The sequence below is a fragment of the Paenibacillus sp. FSL H8-0079 genome (genome assembly GCF_037991315.1).
GTDB lineage: Bacteria > Bacillota > Bacilli > Paenibacillales > Paenibacillaceae > Paenibacillus.
In genome coordinates this window covers 5,533,695-5,550,092 of sequence record NZ_CP150300.1, presented here as the reverse complement: position 1 = coordinate 5,550,092, position 16,398 = coordinate 5,533,695, and the positions used below count along the sequence as shown (strand labels likewise).

Annotated in this window: 19 protein-coding genes; 17 read left to right on the top strand and 2 right to left on the bottom strand. The window is 44.1% G+C overall.

The window, feature by feature from the left end; all coding sequences use genetic code 11:
* Positions 1 to 256 precede the first annotated feature (256 nt).
* From MHI06_RS24830 to MHI06_RS24775, 12 genes are all read left to right on the top strand, one after another.
* On the top strand, positions 257 to 565 hold the full coding sequence (locus MHI06_RS24830; RefSeq protein ID WP_017692311.1) for a hypothetical protein: 309 nt from the start codon (positions 257 to 259) through the stop codon (positions 563 to 565).
* 35 nt (positions 566 to 600) lie between these two features.
* The gene (locus MHI06_RS24825) at positions 601 to 1,272 is read left to right on the top strand and encodes a PspA/IM30 family protein (protein ID WP_169480683.1); all 672 of its coding nucleotides are present in this window, start codon (positions 601 to 603) and stop codon (positions 1,270 to 1,272) included.
* A gap of 5 nt (positions 1,273 to 1,277) precedes the next feature.
* Entirely contained in the window at positions 1,278 to 1,511 is a 234-nt protein-coding gene (locus tag MHI06_RS24820) for a PspC domain-containing protein (protein WP_047841334.1), read from the top strand.
* A gap of 17 nt (positions 1,512 to 1,528) precedes the next feature.
* On the top strand, positions 1,529 to 2,038 hold the full coding sequence (locus tag MHI06_RS24815) for a PspC domain-containing protein (RefSeq protein ID WP_169480681.1): 510 nt from the start codon (positions 1,529 to 1,531) through the stop codon (positions 2,036 to 2,038).
* Position 2,039: 1 nt separating this feature from the next.
* Entirely contained in the window at positions 2,040 to 2,747 is a 708-nt protein-coding gene (locus MHI06_RS24810) for a PspA/IM30 family protein (RefSeq protein WP_124117409.1), read from the top strand.
* Between the two features lie 151 nt (positions 2,748 to 2,898).
* Positions 2,899 to 3,546, top strand: a complete 648-nt coding sequence (gene liaF, locus MHI06_RS24805; RefSeq protein ID WP_169480680.1) for a cell wall-active antibiotics response protein LiaF — start codon at positions 2,899 to 2,901, stop codon at positions 3,544 to 3,546.
* Between the two features lie 31 nt (positions 3,547 to 3,577).
* Positions 3,578 to 4,693 carry a sensor histidine kinase gene (locus MHI06_RS24800; RefSeq protein ID WP_169480679.1) on the top strand — a complete coding sequence of 372 codons (1,116 nt, stop codon included), beginning with the start codon at positions 3,578 to 3,580 and terminating at the stop codon, positions 4,691 to 4,693.
* A complete protein-coding gene (locus tag MHI06_RS24795) occupies positions 4,635 to 5,303 on the top strand; it encodes a response regulator transcription factor (protein ID WP_091020933.1) in 669 nt (222 codons plus the stop codon). Before MHI06_RS24800 ends, MHI06_RS24795 begins: the two co-directional genes overlap by 59 nt.
* A 412-nt stretch (positions 5,304 to 5,715) precedes the next feature.
* Positions 5,716 to 6,459, top strand: coding sequence for a YwmB family TATA-box binding protein (locus MHI06_RS24790; protein ID WP_340399445.1), 744 nt, complete (start codon positions 5,716 to 5,718; stop codon positions 6,457 to 6,459).
* Between the two features lie 215 nt (positions 6,460 to 6,674).
* Positions 6,675 to 8,225: a glucose-6-phosphate dehydrogenase gene (gene zwf, locus MHI06_RS24785; RefSeq protein WP_340399444.1), complete on the top strand. Its 1,551-nt coding sequence runs from the start codon at positions 6,675 to 6,677 to the stop codon at positions 8,223 to 8,225.
* 363 nt (positions 8,226 to 8,588) lie between these two features.
* A complete protein-coding gene (locus tag MHI06_RS24780; protein ID WP_053783291.1) occupies positions 8,589 to 8,987 on the top strand; it encodes a DoxX family protein in 399 nt (132 codons plus the stop codon).
* 352 nt (positions 8,988 to 9,339) lie between these two features.
* Positions 9,340 to 10,923 (top strand): peptide chain release factor 3, encoded by a 1,584-nt coding sequence (locus MHI06_RS24775; RefSeq protein WP_169480676.1) that lies wholly within the window; start codon positions 9,340 to 9,342, stop codon positions 10,921 to 10,923.
* Between the two features lie 230 nt (positions 10,924 to 11,153).
* On the opposite strand, the gene sspI is transcribed toward MHI06_RS24775, so the two are convergent.
* Positions 11,154 to 11,387, bottom strand: coding sequence for a small acid-soluble spore protein SspI (gene sspI / locus MHI06_RS24770; RefSeq protein WP_340399443.1), 234 nt, complete (start codon positions 11,385 to 11,387; stop codon positions 11,154 to 11,156).
* A 128-nt stretch (positions 11,388 to 11,515) separates the two neighbouring features.
* Here sspI and MHI06_RS24765 point away from each other — a divergent pair, with 128 nt between their 5' ends.
* Both MHI06_RS24765 and MHI06_RS24760 read left to right on the top strand, forming a co-directional pair.
* Positions 11,516 to 12,217 carry a TrkA family potassium uptake protein gene (locus tag MHI06_RS24765; RefSeq protein ID WP_315937925.1) on the top strand — a complete coding sequence of 234 codons (702 nt, stop codon included), beginning with the start codon at positions 11,516 to 11,518 and terminating at the stop codon, positions 12,215 to 12,217.
* Between the two features lie 26 nt (positions 12,218 to 12,243).
* Complete coding sequence (locus MHI06_RS24760) at positions 12,244 to 13,038, top strand: RNA methyltransferase (protein ID WP_340399442.1); 795 nt, start codon at positions 12,244 to 12,246, stop codon at positions 13,036 to 13,038.
* Here the strand turns inward: MHI06_RS24760 and MHI06_RS24755 are convergent.
* Positions 13,028 to 13,156: a hypothetical protein gene (locus MHI06_RS24755; protein WP_340399441.1), complete on the bottom strand. Its 129-nt coding sequence runs from the start codon at positions 13,154 to 13,156 to the stop codon at positions 13,028 to 13,030. The two genes, MHI06_RS24760 and MHI06_RS24755, sit on opposite strands and share 11 nt — an antisense overlap.
* Before the next feature lie 490 nt (positions 13,157 to 13,646).
* On the opposite strand from MHI06_RS24755, the gene MHI06_RS24750 reads away from it, so the two are divergent.
* The 3 genes from MHI06_RS24750 to MHI06_RS24740 all read left to right on the top strand — a co-directional run bounded on the left by MHI06_RS24750 (position 13,647) and on the right by MHI06_RS24740 (position 16,193).
* Positions 13,647 to 14,540, top strand: a complete 894-nt coding sequence (locus MHI06_RS24750; protein WP_340399440.1) for a GIY-YIG nuclease family protein — start codon at positions 13,647 to 13,649, stop codon at positions 14,538 to 14,540.
* A gap of 247 nt (positions 14,541 to 14,787) precedes the next feature.
* The gene (locus MHI06_RS24745; RefSeq protein WP_340399439.1) at positions 14,788 to 15,687 is read left to right on the top strand and encodes a hypothetical protein; all 900 of its coding nucleotides are present in this window, start codon (positions 14,788 to 14,790) and stop codon (positions 15,685 to 15,687) included.
* Positions 15,688 to 15,773: 86 nt separating this feature from the next.
* Positions 15,774 to 16,193 carry a hypothetical protein gene (locus tag MHI06_RS24740; RefSeq protein WP_340399438.1) on the top strand — a complete coding sequence of 140 codons (420 nt, stop codon included), beginning with the start codon at positions 15,774 to 15,776 and terminating at the stop codon, positions 16,191 to 16,193.
* Positions 16,194 to 16,398 lie beyond the last annotated feature (205 nt).

Below are 16,398 nucleotides of genomic sequence, written 5' to 3'. Positions count from 1 at the left end.
TAGAAGGTATCTTGGAGTGCTATTCAGCTTAGGTGGAACGTTGGTCTTATATAGGGACAGTCAAAGGTCCAACTAGATCCCCGACCTGAGTCTAGGATGAAAAACCGTCCACGGTCTGTTTTGAAAAGTCGCGGAATCCCCTAGAATAAGGACATAAGGTTAAACAAGAAACACGGAAACAAAAAAACAAGAAACAAACGAACAAATGACTCAACACATTAAAAGGAACGAATGGAAAGGGCGGTGAACAACAATTATGAGATTGAATAAGGGAAATGGCTGGGCGATTGTATTGATTGCGCTGGGTGCACTACTCCTCTTCGGAAAGTTAACTCCACTTCTTGGACACTTAATGGGTTATCTGATTCCGGTCCTGATGATTGCACTGGGATACTACGGAGTTAAACGAGGGAATGTGATGCTTGGCTGGATTGTTCTCATCATCGGTATCATCTCACTGATGGGTAAACTGGCATGGTTGATCGGACCGATCATCGCGATCGGGTTAATCATCTTTGGTATCTCAATGCTAAGCAATAACCGCAGTCGTCGTGGTCGGTACTAAGCTTTCACGATTATGAAAAGGAGGGACAGAACATAATGAGTGTATTTCGTCGAATGCGGGATATTACCGTAGCCAATCTGAACGAACATTTGGAGCAAAGTCAGGATCCAGTCAAACTGATTGATCAGTTCCTGGTCTCGACCCGCCAAGACATCGGTGAAGCCGAGAAACTTCGTCATCAATATGCAAGCCATACCAGACAAATGAAACAACAAGCCGATCAGGCAGCAGGTATGGTGAACAAACGGGAAGAACAGGCATCCATGGCTCTGAAAGCAGGGGAAGAACATCTTGCTAAGCTGGCCTTGCAGGAGAAAATCCTCCACGAGGAAAAAATGGAACAGTACAATGAATTGTATGCACAAAGTTATGCGGCATTACAGGAGCTGGATGAACAGATCGACCAGCTGAAGGTTGAATATCAGAATGTATACAGCAAACGTCAATATTACTACGCTCGTATGCAGACGATTCAGTTACAACAACGTATGAACCAGAGAGGCAATCACAACGGTCAGAATGTACCCCGTATGTTTAACCGACTGGATGATCAAGTCTCTGATCTCGAATATGAAGCACAAAGTCTCCGCGATATCCGGCGGATGGGCCAAGATGGTTCAGGAGCGACTGGCAGCATGTCATCCTCTGCGCTGGATAAGGAACTGGAGCGCTTAAAACAGAAATTAAACAATGACAGGAAGGAGTAGTCACAATGAGTAAATTATACCGCTCGGCGCGTAATCGAAGGCTAACAGGTTTGATCGGCGGCATTTCTGAAAATCTCGGATTGAGTACTACGCTGCTACGTATCATTTTCTTCATCAGTATTTTCGCTACGGGAGGTACATCATTGTTGATCTACTTCATCGCTGCGTTGGTGGTACCCAAGGAATCCAATCACGTTGATCCATATGCTTATGATTCCAACGTAAGAGGATACAAGTAAACGAAAGGAGAAAGCACATGAGCAAATTATACCGCTCAACGCGTGACCGGATGTTAACCGGCTTGTGCGGCGGAATTTCCGAAACCATCGGAATGGATTCCACCCTGCTGCGTATCATCTTCGTCATCAGTATTTTCGTAACTGGCGGCACGTCGTTGTTAATATACTTTATTGCAGCACTGGTGGTACCAAAAGAACCGTATCCGCCATATGATCCATATGGCTACGGTCCGGGCCCAGGTCCTGGTCCTGGCAGAGGATACAACAACTATGATCACCAGCCACCAAGAGGTCCTTTTCAAAATAATCACAACCAACAAGGTCCTGGTAACTTCGGTCCCGGCCCTGGATTCAACGGCAGACCTCAATCTGGTTCGCGTTCTTATGACAACAATGCCTACGGAGCAGGAACACCGCAAGAAAGTGAACTTGATTCCATGATGAAAGATATTGAGAAAAAAGCACTGAAAAAAGAAGTTGAAGAGCTTCGCCAAAAATTATCTCGTTACGAGAAGGGAGAAAAGTAAAATGGGAGTATTTAAACGGATTAAGGATATGACGAAAGCATCGGTAAATGATATGTTGGATAAGGTAGAAGACCCGATTGTAATGTTGAACCAGTACTTGCGTGATATGGAGGCAGAGATTCATGAGGCAGAGGTAACTGTTGCCAAACAAATGGCGAATGAGCGCCGCATGAAACAACGTCTGGATGAAGCGGAGCGTACTTCGGTACAACGTGAATCCCAAGCAGAAGCTGCTCTGGCTAACGGTCAGGAAGAAGTGGCACGCAAATTGCTGGAAGAGAAAATTTACTTTGATCAAAAAATTACGGAGTACAGCGAATTGCATGCACAGTCCGAAGCACAAGCAAAAGATCTGTTGCAACAGTTGCATGATATGAAAGATGAGTTCTACAAAATGCGTAACAAACGTAATGAACTTGTATCCCGTGCACAAATGGCAAAAGCTAAAAAACAAATGTCTTCCATCAACAGCTTGCATTCGATCGAAAGTGGCGGCGCATCATTAGGATTCCACCGCATGGAAGAGAAAATCATGCAACTGGAAGCTGAAGCTGACGTAGCTCGTGCACCTTATCGCAACACATCATCCACGTACACGAATCCTGTAGATGTGGAAAAGCAATTCAAAGTGGATCAGCAATTGCAAGCCCTCAAAAACAAAATGGGCAATGGTTCCAAGAATGAAGCGAACGGAACTTCAAAAGAATAACTGTTCGCTCGGTGGACAATATGATATTCTATAAATCGTGTATAACGTACGGTTGGTAGAACAAAAGTTAAGCCATACAGGACTTTATTGCCTGGTATGGCTTTTCCGTTGAATAAAGAGAAGATTAACTTACAGAGGAGGTGCGGCGGGGATGAATAAAAAGAGTAAATGGCTTGCAGTTGTCATTATGATCATTGGTGCAATGATGTTATTGAATCAGAATATTAACTTGCTGACCGCTGCCGCACTGATTCTGTTAACGGTTGGAATGCTTCAAGTCCGCAAAGGGGATACCCGCAAAGGTTATCGATATCTTGGTATTGGTGCGGCACTGTTATTACTGGATAATTTGATGATTGTATTCTTGATTGTACTGGCTTCTTTAGCTTACTTTTATTCAAATAACAAAAAGATTCATCTGGACGAAGGCGTTATGAAGAAACAGAATTTCATGGCTCGGTACTACTGGGATCAATCATCCTGGACGTTACGCAGTATGAGCCTGTGGCATGCCATGGGTGAGGTTAATGCAGATCTGTCTCTCTCGATTCCGGAGGAGAAACAAACGATTGTGTTGCTGCAAGGAGTTATGGGGAATGTTCGCCTGACACTACCGGAAGATTATGGTGTGGAGATTGAAGCATCGGTTCTTTTCGGCCGGATTAATCTTCTTGGAGAACAAGATAGCGGCATGATGAACAAATTAGTATGGAGAACTCCTGGATATGAGTCCAGTGAACATAAAGCAAAATTTGTCATTTCTTATATTGTTGGCGACCTAAGCATCAGTAATCCGTAGTAAAATAGATGAAGAGAAGGAGGAGACCCCGATGAAGACAAAACGACATACCGACATGGTAACCCGAAGTATGGGTGAAGGGATCCTCCTGGTTTTCATTGTGCTCGCTGTTATTTTGTATGTATTGTATACATATGGTTATCTTGCTCCGTTTGCTGGCTGGCGGCATCTGATTCAATCGGGTCTGGCTCTATTGCTGCTCCTGATTGGGATCGGTGCGGTCTTTGGGTTCTATCAGAGTTACCGGGTCAAACGTAGGCTTGAACTGCTGCGGGAAACGCTCCTACAGTGGGAGAAAGGCTCCCTGTCACGTACTGTACCTGATCTGGGCGTAGATGATGTGGGCCGTTTGAGTGAGCAACTCGGACGCATCGGCAAAAAGTGGGAAGATCAGGTATCTTCGCTCCAGCGATTGTCTACCCATAATGCACAGCTGGCCGAACAAGCCAGAATTACGGCTATTGTGGAAGAGCGGCAGCGGCTGGCACGGGAACTGCATGATGCGGTATCTCAGCAATTGTTCGCAATATCGATGACAGCAACGGCCGTTGGACGGAAGATGGAGAAGGATTTTGAACGTGCTCAGCGGCAGGTGGCTTTGATTGAGGAGATGGCTTCGGTAGCCCAGTCCGAGATGCGTGCGTTACTGTTACATCTGCGACCAGTCTATCTGGAGGGTAAACATCTCGAACAAGGTCTGCGTGATCTGGTGATGGAACTGAAAACGAAAGTACCCATGGACATTGTGCTCGAAATGGACGAAGACATCGATCTAATCAAAGGCATTGAGAATCATCTGTTCCGGATTGTTCAGGAGGCTATGTCCAATACGTTACGGCATGCAAAAGCGGAGAAAATGGAGATACGCCTCCAGCGCCGCACAGATGCGATTCGGGTATTGATTCGTGATGATGGTCAAGGCTTCGATCTGGATGAGAATAAACAGGCTTCCTACGGTCTGGCTAACATGCGTGAACGTGTTACGGAGATTGGCGGAGCCATACAATTTGTAACAGCGCCAGGTAAGGGAACGCGGATTGAGATTACGATACCTTTGATGAGCGATGAAAGCGAGGAAGAACATGTCAATGGAACCGGAAGTCGAAACGGAGACGGAAACGTCGATCAAAGTATTGCTCGTGGATGATCATGAGATGGTACGTATTGGTCTTGCTGCGGTATTAGATACCGAAGATGGAATTGAAGTTGTTGGTGAGGCAGGTAGTGGAGAGGAAGGCATTCGGCTTGCGCAGGAATATAAGCCTGATGTTGTTCTGATGGACCTGGTTATGGAAGGCATGGATGGCATTGAGGCTACCCGTCAGGTGCTCAAAATGTATCCGGAGTGCAAAGTCATCGTATTGACCAGTTACCTGGATGATGAAAAAATGTACCCCGTTATTGAAGCAGGCGCATTCAGTTATCTGTTAAAAACATCAAGAGCCAATGAAGTGGCAGATGCGATTCGCGCAGCAGCTCGCGGACAATCCGTTCTGGAGTCACAGGTGGCTTCGAAAATGATGAATCGCTTCCGGCAGCCACAGGCAGCAGCTCCTTTGCATGATGAATTGACGGATCGGGAAATGGATGTACTCCGGTTGCTGGCTAAAGGCAAATCGAATCAGGACATCGCTGACGATCTGATCATCGGTATCAAGACAGTCAAGTTCCATGTTACAAACTTACTGGCAAAATTGGGCGTAGACGACCGTACACAGGCCGCGATCTATGCATATAAAAACGGACTTGCAGAGTAAGAAGAATCATATGTAATATCATCATTAAGCCAAAGAACCGTGCTTTAATGTGCGGAAGTAATAGATAAGAGATGGTTTATATAAATTGAACTAAAGATTTACACAAAACGGAGAGGACAGAAAGAACCTGAAGAAGCGAAGCGCTCGCCTTTATCCCCGGATTTACCCTTTATAAAAAGAATCAAAAAAATCTGGGGATAACAGCGATCGGAAGGTTGTTCTGTCATCGGAGTGGCGAGTTTAAATATTGTGTAGTTCAATTTATATAGAAAATTATAAATGAAAGCTCCGATCTGCCATGCATGTGGCGGGTGGGGCTTTTTTGCTGTGTGCAAAAGAAGTATAGCAAATGTGGGAAAGGGGTATGCTGTTGATAGATTCATAGAATGCAAGAAAGAAGTGAGGGATTCGAATGTTAAATCGTTGGATGACAGCAGGTATATTGGCAATGGCTATCATTATTCTTATTGGTGTGACACAGGTATACGCAGAGAAGAACGAACCGAAAGCAGCCCAACTGGAACAGTTAATCTATACTGCTGATAGCGTGATTGATAATGTAGATCGTTTGGTTATTAAATGGCAAGGAGAAGGCCAAGGAAACGCAGAAGCACAAGCAGCATTACTGGCTGGTCACTTGGGGCTGGAACAACCGATACGGGTACGCCAAACGGGTCATGATGTTTACCGCAGTGAAGAGGTTGTCGATACGGCTACTGGAGGTGCAGGCCTGTTGGTCAATGTCGTCGATACAGGAGACAATGGCTACTATGCCATCGTACAACTTTCAGGGGATACACACACGGATCGGAATACTTTAATGACATTACATGAAGAGGTCGATCAACTGCTTGTAGACTCAGGGATGAAGGCAAGTTGGAATATGTCTGTCCAAGGTACGACAGCCACTGAATCTGATGCGAGTGGGCAGTTGGCACTGGTTGAAGAAACGTTGTCCAGAAGGATAGATATTGCCTCCGTTGAACGTTATACGGATGTAGCCAGTGCAAGTGTCTCTTATGAGGCTGCTGAGCTGCCCCTGTCGATCAAGAGTGGCTCGCACATGTTGAATATGCAGCTCGCAGTTCACCAGGTCGGTGAACAAGGGAACAATCGAATCACGGTAGGTTTCCCGGTGATCACGATTGAGTATTAAGGGTTGAAATTTCTATGAATTTGGACGGGAAAGTGAGAATCTTTATCAGAAAAATGAGTGTGGAATAGTGCATCCGTTCAGTTGATATGCTAAAATGGCATCACATCCAAGAAGGAACTTGCTGGTAATTGACGGTTGTATGTCGTGCATATATAACACCATTACATAGCTCGGGGAGAGCGTGAAGGTTATCTTCCCGGAAGAAAGAGGAGCCCATGGTTGAAAAACAATCGCAAGATGAAGTACAGACACCAGGCGCAGTATTTTTCATTTTTGGAGCAACGGGAGATTTGGCCCGCCGGAAGCTGTTTCCGGCCATCTACAGTCTTTACCGCGAAGGCAAGCTTGCCAAAGACTTTGCGGTTATTGGCGTAGCACGTCGTCCGAGGTCCCCAGAAGAATTCCGGGAAGACATCTATGAATCCATTAAAGAATTCTGCCGCTATCCAGCGGGAGAACCTGATGAGTGGAACGCTTTTGTCGAGCATTTTGAATACAAAGCACTGGATATCAATAATGTGGAAGGATTCAAAGAGCTGCGTGCGCAGACGGAGAATCTGGAAGCTAAGTTTAACACGCCGGGTAATCGACTGTTCTATCTGGCACTGGCACCTGAGCTGTTTGGCAGTGTCTCGTACAGTTTGCGGGACGGTGGTATGCTGGAAAGTCAGGGCTGGAACCGATTGGTGATCGAAAAACCATTTGGTTATGATCTGCAATCCGCCGAACATCTGAATGAGCAGATTCGTGAGGTGTTCCGTGAAGAGGAAATCTATCGGATTGACCATTATCTGGGCAAGGAAATGGTGCAAAATATCGAAGTCATCCGCTTTGGGAATGCTTTTTTCGAACCGCTCTGGAACAACAAACATATTGCCAACGTTCAGATTACGCTGGGCGAGACGGTAGGCGTGGAAGAACGTGGCGGTTATTATGATCACTCTGGAGCGCTGCGTGACATGGGGCAAAACCATATGCTTCAGATGCTGACGATGATTGCGATGGAACCGCCAAGTCGCCTATTCCCGGAAGACATTCGCGATGAGAAGGTGAAGGTATTACGCTCTCTACGTGCGTTCACCTCGGATGAGGAAGTGAGCAACAACGTTGTGCGGGGGCAGTATGCCGAAGGGGAGTACCGTGGCAAGCAGCTTCCGGGGTATCGCCAGGAAGACAAGGTTGATCCGCAGTCGAATACGGAAACTTATTTTGCAGCACGTGTATTCGTGGATAATTTCCGCTGGGCAGGTGTTCCATTCTACATTCGGACAGGCAAGCGACTTCCGGTGAAAACGACCGAGATCGTAGTTGAGTTCAAGTCGATGCCAAACAACGTATACCTTGGGAAAAAGTATAAATTGGAGCCGAATCTGCTGGTGATTCGGGTGAATCCGATGGAAGGCATATATATCAAAATCAATGCCAAGAAGCCAGGCTCGGATTCCGAGATTCAGCCACTCGCAATGGATTTCTGTCAGAGCTGCATGATTGGAATTAACTCGCCTGAAGCATATGAACGTCTGCTGCATGATGCAGCAGAAGGGGATTCTACGTACTTTACCCGTTGGGATGAAGTGGCTACAGCGTGGTCTTTTGTAGATCGGATTGCAGCAGCGTGGGGACAAAATCAGGGAGAGCTTCATCCGTATCCGGCTGGAACCTGGGGGCCAGAAGCGACAGATAGGTTGCTGGAGCAGGATGGATTCCACTGGTGGCCGGTGAATGGTCAGGACGAGGATCGTGTGATCTGGCAAGTCAACAATTAAAGCTATTCATTCATAAGGTGAAATGATGATGATTAAAGAGGCTTGGAAAGAACGCGGATGAAGCGAACTTTCCGGGCTTCTTTTGCTACGAAAAGATGGAGGGAATGCGACTGGATAAATATATTTAAATTAAGTTATTGACAAAAAGTTAGTATATAACTTATACTCAACTCAAGAGATAAAGAGTTACGCAAATGACAAAACTTAACCCGATGAACTTCTCGGATAAGTGCACGATTCATGAGATGAAATGTGAAACAGGTGAAGGGGTTTCGACACCAAATCATGAAGAAAAAAATTTAGCATAATATCTTTAATCTAAGAATACTATTTTGTATATATTGAATGGAGGAAAAGAAAATGATGTTGGACGTAGGATTGTTGTTGATTCGTTTGGTGATTGGATTGTCGTTCATGGCGCACGGGGCACAAAAGCTGTTTGGATGGTTCGGAGGTTACGGGATCAAGGGTACAGGCGGCTGGTTTGAATCGATGGGCATGAAACCAGGTGCATTGGTAGCGTTACTGGCTGGACTCGCTGAATTCGGTGGTGGACTGTTGCTGGCTCTGGGTCTGCTTACACCGGTAGGTGGCATTCTGATTGCATTGACGATGGTGATTGCGATTGTGAAAGTCCATGGTGCGAACGGATACTGGTCCACACAGAACGGATTCGAATATAATCTCGCGATTCTGGTGGTTGGTGTAGCGCTGGCCCTGACGGGTGGCGGACAATACGCGCTGGATGCATTGATTTTCTAAACTCGATAACGAGAAATGAATAAGGAGTGCCTGGATGCCATGATTATGGCTGAAGGGTGCTTTTTTTTGCAAGGGAAAAGAGAAGAATCTGCTGTAGTAATCGGTTATTTTCGGTACAGATTATGGTACAATAGGAGAGTTGGGTTAAGAAGCAGTTCACGGTATGTATGAAAGCACAGATTTGAGGAGGATGAACTCCATTGTAAATGTGTAAAATTAATCTATGTGTAAATACCTCGTATGCAAAATGACCAGTGTACAATCAACCGGCCTCGCCGGATTGCATAAAGATTGAATGATGGACCGGCCATGCCGGATTAACGTGAATGAACGGACGAAAGGGATTAAACCTATGAGCAAAGCTGCAAATGATATTCTTCAACAGGAAGTGGACAAACGCCGGACGTTTGCCATTATCTCTCACCCGGATGCGGGTAAAACCACATTAACCGAGAAACTGTTGCTGTTCGGGGGCGCGATTCGCCTTGCGGGAACGGTAAAAGCTCGGAAAGCCAGCAAACACGCAACAAGTGACTGGATGGAAATTGAGAAACAACGGGGAATCTCCGTTACGTCTTCCGTAATGCAATTTGATTATCTGGATCACCGCGTCAACATTCTGGATACACCGGGTCACCAGGATTTCAGTGAAGATACGTATCGCACACTGACGGCTGCCGATAGCGCGGTAATGTTGATTGACGTGGCAAAAGGTGTCGAGGCACAAACAATCAAGTTGTTCCAGGTGTGTGCGAAGCGTGGCATTCCAATCTTTACGTTCATCAACAAACTCGACCGTGAGGGTAAAAGTCCATTCGACCTGATGGAAGAGCTTGAAAACGTACTGGGTATTCGTTCGGTTCCGATGAACTGGCCTATTGGTACAGGTCGCGAGCTGTGTGGTGTCTATGACCGGATGAAAAATCAGGTGGAATTGTTCCAAGGGGACGATCACTCGACGATTAAAGTACAAAAGGTAGATGGCTACAAAGATCCGATTATTCGTGAGATGGCAGGGGAATATCTGCATGATCAATTGTGTCAGGATCTGGAGTTGCTGGACATCGCCGGCGACCAATTCGACATGGAGAAAGTTCAACGCGGCGAATTGACACCTATTTTCTTCGGTAGTGCGATCAACAATTTCGGCGTACAGACTTTCCTGGAGAATTTCCTGGAACTGGCACCGAAGCCTGAACCACGCCGCAGTACTGTAGGCGAGATTCAACCAACGAATGAGAAATTCAGTGGTTATGTATTCAAAATTCAAGCCAACATGAACCCGGCACACCGGGATCGTATTGCGTTCCTGCGTATTGTGTCAGGCAAGTTCCAACGTGGCATGAGTGTGAAGCATAACCGTGTCGGCAAAGAGATCAAGCTGTCACAGCCACAGCAATTCCTGGCACAAGACCGGGATATTGTAGAAGAAGCGTATGCCGGCGATATTATCGGTCTGTTCGATCCAGGTATCTTCCGGATTGGCGATTCACTGAGCCAAGGCAGCGAGGTTATCTTTGAAGAATTGCCAACGTTCTCGCCAGAGATTTTCGCCAAAGTTACCGTAAAAAATGCGTTGAAACATAAACAGTACCAAAAAGGAATTGACCAGTTGACGGAGGAAGGAACGATTCAGGTGTTCCAGACAGCAAGTTTCGACGAGACGATTCTCGGCGTAATTGGTCAACTTCAGTTCGAGGTATTTGAATACCGGATGAAAGGCGAGTATGGGGTAGACGTGCAATTGCAGCGCATGCCTTATCAGTTCGCTCGCTGGATCGTGGACGAGAATCTGGATGCAAGTAAATTCCGGATTAACTCTGCACTTGTAAAAGATAAAAAAGGGAATTATGTAGTGCTCTTCGAAAATGAGTACGCAATGAGAACGGCTATAGATAAAAATCCTACAGCTAAATTCCTGGAGACTGCGCCTTAAGTAAAGGTAGATGTATTGCGCGGTAATCATTAAAAGGGTTAGTTGAACGTGACAAGCTCATGCGATGAGATCGAGCTTGTTAAAAAATAAGATCCCTCCGCCGATTGGCGGGGGGATCTATTGCTATACACCTTACCTGGAGGCGGGTATGATCCAGCCGAATAAGGGAAAGCTTTCTTTTGCAGACAGAACAAACGTAATGATGGTTACCTTACCCTCCACTGCTTCGACTAGCTAAGCGGTTGGATGGGAATGGTGTGCAGATGCTCCTGCGCGATTTGAATCAGTTCTTCCTGCTTGGCAGGTTCTGTGTTCTTCCAGATCATCTCGAAAATGGCGCCAAGTCCAGGTAATGCAGCTTCCGGTCCATCTACTGAACCTTCAATCATCTCCCGGAGCTGATCATCACTCTTGTCATGAACTTTATGAACAATCGCTTCACGCAGGCTTAATATAATGGGCATCGCAATTCCCTCCTCGTATATTCGGCTGCTCTAATACTGTTCCCTGGGAAGCGCGAGCGCATTCAAGTTTATCAGGCTTTGTGGTATACTACGAAGGATTATTTACGTTAGCATGGGTATCCGTAAAGATGCGTCATGCTGAAGTGCAGCGGGAGGTTAAGACCCTAATGGCCAAGAAACAGTATGCCGTAATTGGTATGGGACGGTTCGGATCAAGTGTTGCCAATGCACTGAGCGGTATGGGATTCGACGTGCTGGCAATTGATGCGGACGAGCAGCGGACTCAGGAGATGTCTAATGTGGTGACCCATGCGGTATCGGCAGATTCAACAGATGAAGAAGCGCTACGTGCGCTGGGCATACGAAATTTCGACGTTGTCGTTGTGGCGATTGGTGAAGATATTCAGGCGAGTATTCTGACAACCCTGATATTGAAAGATATGGGTGTACCCGTTCTGATCGTAAAAGCTCAAAATGAGCTTCATGGTAAGGTGCTGCAAAAAATTGGCGCAGATAAGGTGATCTATCCTGAACGGGATATGGGACTACGCGTAGCCCATCATCTGACCTCGCCTAATATACTGGATTACATCGAGTTGTCTGAGGATTACAGCATTCTGGAGATGAGAGCTTCGGAGCAAATGATCGGTAAGAACCTGATGGAATTAAACATCCGGGCACGTTTTGGATGCAACGTGATGGCGATCCGCAGTGGGAATTCGATGAACATTTCTCCGTATGCGGATGACCGGATCGAAGCTGGAGATGTGCTGATCATTGTGGGTCACAAGGATCATTTGACGAAAATGGAGCTTGCGTATCCGAAGTGATGGATGCAGATGGGAAGGATGGAAAGATGGATATTGTATCACCGCAAAATACACGTGTAAAAGAATGGGCACAGCTGCTGGAGAAAAAGCACCGTACCCGTCAACATAAATATATCATTGAAGGCATTCATCTGGTACAGGAAGCATTACGCGCTGGGGCAGATCTGGAGTGCATCGTATACGACGGAGAGCAAGGCGTGCCGATTGAACTTGCAGGGTTTGAGAACCCGCTTCAGCGTGTGGAGTGGGTCAGTGTATCACCTGCGGTTATCGCGAAATGTACGGATACGATGACACCACAGCCTGTATTCGCGATAGTGCGTAAAGGCAGTGAACCACTGGAAAGCCTGATCGCAGGAGCGCGTGGGCTTGTTGTTGTGCTGGACGGAGTGCAGGACCCGGGTAATGTGGGGACGATCATCCGTAGCGCGGATGCAGCCGGAGCTGCTGGGGTCGTACTCGGCGCTGGCTGTGCTGATGTCTATAACCCGAAGACGATTCGTTCGACGATGGGGTCATTGTTTCATTTGCCCATTGTGGAGGGCCAGTTGGAATCTTTGCTTCCCGAAGCGAAAGCTGCAGGCGTGAAGCTGGTCAGTACTTCTTTGCAGGCAGAGCATTCATGCTATAGTTATGATTTTACGCAGTCGGTATGGCTTGTCATTGGTAATGAAGGCAAGGGTATCTCGGATTCCACGGCACGCTTGGTGGATGATGCGATTACGATTCCGATGCAGGGAAAGGCAGAGTCGCTTAACGCGGCAATGGCGGCAACGATTCTGTTGTTTGAGGCGATGAGACAACATATATTTAACCAATAAATAATTCCTGTCCAATTTTATTTTTACCGTCCCTACTAAAATTAACTGTCCCCAAACCACCAAAGGCTGGAACCTGGTTGCCGCTATTTCTCAACCATTGTTCCAGTCTTTTTCTCATTCCTGAAAGCATCCCAGCAGGGAATTCTCATCCAAATCCCGAATAGATAAACAAGCAGAAACCCAGGCTACTCAAGGCTTTTGGGGGATTGAAAGTAGTTGATTCAGGCATTTCCCAGGCTCTTACCCAGGCGTTTTAAATGCCGATCTTTGCTTTTCTCAGGCACTTCTCTATCCCTTCAAGGACACGAATTATTAGTTGTTTTCGTTCACAATTGAACCAGTTTCTTTCCAGTTTTCAGGGCTTTTTCTCAGCGTTTTTGGGACAGTTATTTTTATCTCGGAAATGGCGGTGAAGCCTTGTGGGGTAAGGGATTGGGGCAGATTGGAGAGAGGGTGTTTTGGGGACAGTTATTTTTATTTTTTTACAAAGTAACAAGTTTTTTGGTGGCAGGAGTTAAGGGATGCTGACTTGCACTATATATTATTGGAAAAAAGCTTTTGTGAACCTCGTTTATCTGAAAAAGTAGATATCGCAAGAGGTAGTTAGATTGATAATCAAACGATGCCAAAGACAAGGTAAGGTGAGATTGGTGCTTCTAAGTGAATTGCTTTCAATGAGAGATCTGGATATTTCTAAATCGATAAAGTTGGTTCGGCATCAAGATCCGAATTATGATACCAAATATCTTTATAAGCGTGGCATGCTTGATTTTTATCAAAGCATTCAAACTAAGGATAGGTTTGGTAATTGTGAGTATCTCATTTCGTTTTTAGGTTATGAGCAATCGAAAGCAATCTATATTGGGGCATACAAAGTAATTGGAAAGCCAACTTTCAATAAATCATTGGAGAATGTTCCTCCTGATTACCCATATATGGAGGTATTCGAGCAACCATTATTTCATTATGAAATCGAGAAGATTGATCTACTAAATGATTTGGCTGATCGCCTGGTTATTGATTGGGGAGCTTCAACGAGGAGCTGGTGCCAGTGGTTAAGAAACAATCCGAAGCGAGTGGTTGAAATACTTCCTGCTGGGTATGTTAAGGAATTCTCTGGTTTTGAAGATGTAATCTTAACCTTTGACGAGCTTCAAACGATTGTTAAAAGTCCTGATCCAAATAGAATATGGCATACCATGCTTTCTTCCGTTGCAGGTGTGTATCTAATAACTGATATGACCGATGGAAATCAGTATGTTGGGTCGGCATCAGGGAAACTGGGTATTATGGGGCGCTGGAGAAGCTATGCAGAAACGAAGCATGGAGGAAATATCAAATTGATGGCATTATTACAGGTAGAGCCAGAGCGTTACAAGAATTTTCAATACTCGATTTTACGAACACTTCCTAAATCATTAACTCAAACTGAGGTTGTTAGTTTCGAACAGAAATACAAGCAAAAGTTGGGGTCACGGGCATTTGGTTTGAACGGGAACTGATTCTGAATGAATTTACTGATTAAATTATGGCTCAAAACCATAATTAGTGGTTGACTACATTTGATCTTTAATCGTTCTTGGAAAGCCTATCAGTACAGCGTAGTAATATAGAACACCGATCTATTTTCAGTGTCAACCACTAATTTTTAGAGCGAGCCAAAATTATATGATTATATTGCAGGCTGATACACTGCTTATAGTGTATCTTTTCGATACAATTATTTGTGTTAGGTGGGATAAAATGTCGATGAATGGTAAAGCGGGGAATCTTGGTGATGTTCCAAAACACCTTTTACTTTTGGAGTTATTTTATTTGAAGTTAAAAGATTCACATACACCAATTTGTTTTTTTGATGCATTTGGAGGAAATTTCATATCAAATACATGTGCAGCTGAAGCGAAAAAGTTTTATGGTTTTTTAGAAAACAATCAAGTTACCAAAAATGATAAACAAGAGGTACAAGAATCTCTTAAAGAATCTATGTACTATCGATTAATGAAAAAGATGTGGAAGTATTCTTATGGTGAACATTACTATGGATCCAGTAAGTGGATACTGGAACTAATTTCAATTATCAATTCAGGTACAAACTATAGAGTAAGATATAATAGTTATGAGCTTTGTGATGTTATCTATTCGTTGTCTTGTCTAAGTTCACCCGAGAACTATAAATTTAGAGATAATATTACATTTCAAATTGCAAATGCATATGATCTTACTAAGGACTACCTTGAAGCTATAGATTCATTTGAGCGAGGAGTTATTTTTTTTGATCCTTACTGGGGTAAAAACAAAGATAATGATATGAAGGGCTGTATGAAAATAATTACTGAATTATCGGAAAAGCTTAATAATAAACCGAATTGGTCTTTCTTGATTTGGCTGCCAATATACAATAAAAAAGATATAGAAGTCTCTAATGAAATAGAAAAGCATATAAAGTTAGATATTAAAAGTTACTCAATATATAAAATAGAATCAGAAAAAATTGTAAAAAACTCCACAATGCAAGGGGTGCATTTATTTTTAATAAATGATTATGACAAATTAAGTGAGCGATTAAACGAGGTTGGATTTAACCGCTTAAACATTGCATTAGGTAGAGAAGATTATATTGTTACATCAAATAAAAGTAGATTAAATTGAAGATATTGATTAACCATCTAAATAGTTAGTGCATCCCAAAAGAAGATTAAGAACAATTAAATGAGTGGCTTTAGGAAGGTGTACAAATGATTGATTTAAAAATTGAATTAAGTAAATTAAATATAGTAAAGCGAATAGAGCAAACTCTTCAAGAAGAACCGTTTCTTAAAGTTTGTACACGAAATGATCTGGGTGTGGGGAGAGATGGAAAGGTACCTTGTAAATGCGGAGTTTATTTTATATACAGGCAGACAGCCCTAACATTTGCTGATGACAGTTGGACTTTGCAATATATTGGCGTTCATAAATCGGTCAGGCAAAGACTAAGCGAACATTTGTTTTATACACCTGATTCGAAAACTAAGCATAAAGCATATCAGATAAACAAACAATCTGAGTATATGTACGCTGTGAAGTACATCCTCATAGAACCGTGCTCACTACGGGAGTACATTGAACACATTTTAATTGAACAAATGGATCCTCCTGATAATAATCATGATTAAAGAATATAAAGTTTTTGGTTTTAAGGTAAAAAAGGAATTTATAAAGTTTATTTGTTTTTAAATACATACGAGTAGGCCATTTCAGGGAGCAGAGAAGAACTTACATATTCCTTCCTGCGTTTTTATCATCAATCCATGACACAGAGGGATTCTTTCTCATTAATTTTGAGCGTTTTCCTCTTTCTTTCTATTCTATTCTCCAGTA

Coding starts and splice junctions, on each gene's coding strand:
- MHI06_RS24810 (WP_124117409.1), top strand. CDS start 2,040: ATGGGAGTATTTAAACGGATTAAGGATATGACGAAAGCATCGGTAAAT.
- MHI06_RS24745 (WP_340399439.1), top strand. CDS start 14,788: ATGAATGGTAAAGCGGGGAATCTTGGTGATGTTCCAAAACACCTTTTA.
- MHI06_RS24825 (WP_169480683.1), top strand. CDS start 601: ATGAGTGTATTTCGTCGAATGCGGGATATTACCGTAGCCAATCTGAAC.
- liaF (WP_169480680.1), top strand. CDS start 2,899: ATGAATAAAAAGAGTAAATGGCTTGCAGTTGTCATTATGATCATTGGT.
- MHI06_RS24790 (WP_340399445.1), top strand. CDS start 5,716: ATGTTAAATCGTTGGATGACAGCAGGTATATTGGCAATGGCTATCATT.
- MHI06_RS24775 (WP_169480676.1), top strand. CDS start 9,340: ATGAGCAAAGCTGCAAATGATATTCTTCAACAGGAAGTGGACAAACGC.
- sspI (WP_340399443.1), bottom strand. CDS start 11,387: ATGCCCATTATATTAAGCCTGCGTGAAGCGATTGTTCATAAAGTTCAT.
- MHI06_RS24780 (WP_053783291.1), top strand. CDS start 8,589: ATGTTGGACGTAGGATTGTTGTTGATTCGTTTGGTGATTGGATTGTCG.
- MHI06_RS24760 (WP_340399442.1), top strand. CDS start 12,244: ATGGATATTGTATCACCGCAAAATACACGTGTAAAAGAATGGGCACAG.
- MHI06_RS24820 (WP_047841334.1), top strand. CDS start 1,278: ATGAGTAAATTATACCGCTCGGCGCGTAATCGAAGGCTAACAGGTTTG.
- MHI06_RS24800 (WP_169480679.1), top strand. CDS start 3,578: ATGAAGACAAAACGACATACCGACATGGTAACCCGAAGTATGGGTGAA.
- MHI06_RS24755 (WP_340399441.1), bottom strand. CDS start 13,156: ATGAGAAAAAGACTGGAACAATGGTTGAGAAATAGCGGCAACCAGGTT.
- MHI06_RS24830 (WP_017692311.1), top strand. CDS start 257: ATGAGATTGAATAAGGGAAATGGCTGGGCGATTGTATTGATTGCGCTG.
- MHI06_RS24795 (WP_091020933.1), top strand. CDS start 4,635: ATGGAACCGGAAGTCGAAACGGAGACGGAAACGTCGATCAAAGTATTG.
- MHI06_RS24765 (WP_315937925.1), top strand. CDS start 11,516: ATGCGTCATGCTGAAGTGCAGCGGGAGGTTAAGACCCTAATGGCCAAG.
- zwf (WP_340399444.1), top strand. CDS start 6,675: ATGGTTGAAAAACAATCGCAAGATGAAGTACAGACACCAGGCGCAGTA.
- MHI06_RS24815 (WP_169480681.1), top strand. CDS start 1,529: ATGAGCAAATTATACCGCTCAACGCGTGACCGGATGTTAACCGGCTTG.
- MHI06_RS24740 (WP_340399438.1), top strand. CDS start 15,774: ATGATTGATTTAAAAATTGAATTAAGTAAATTAAATATAGTAAAGCGA.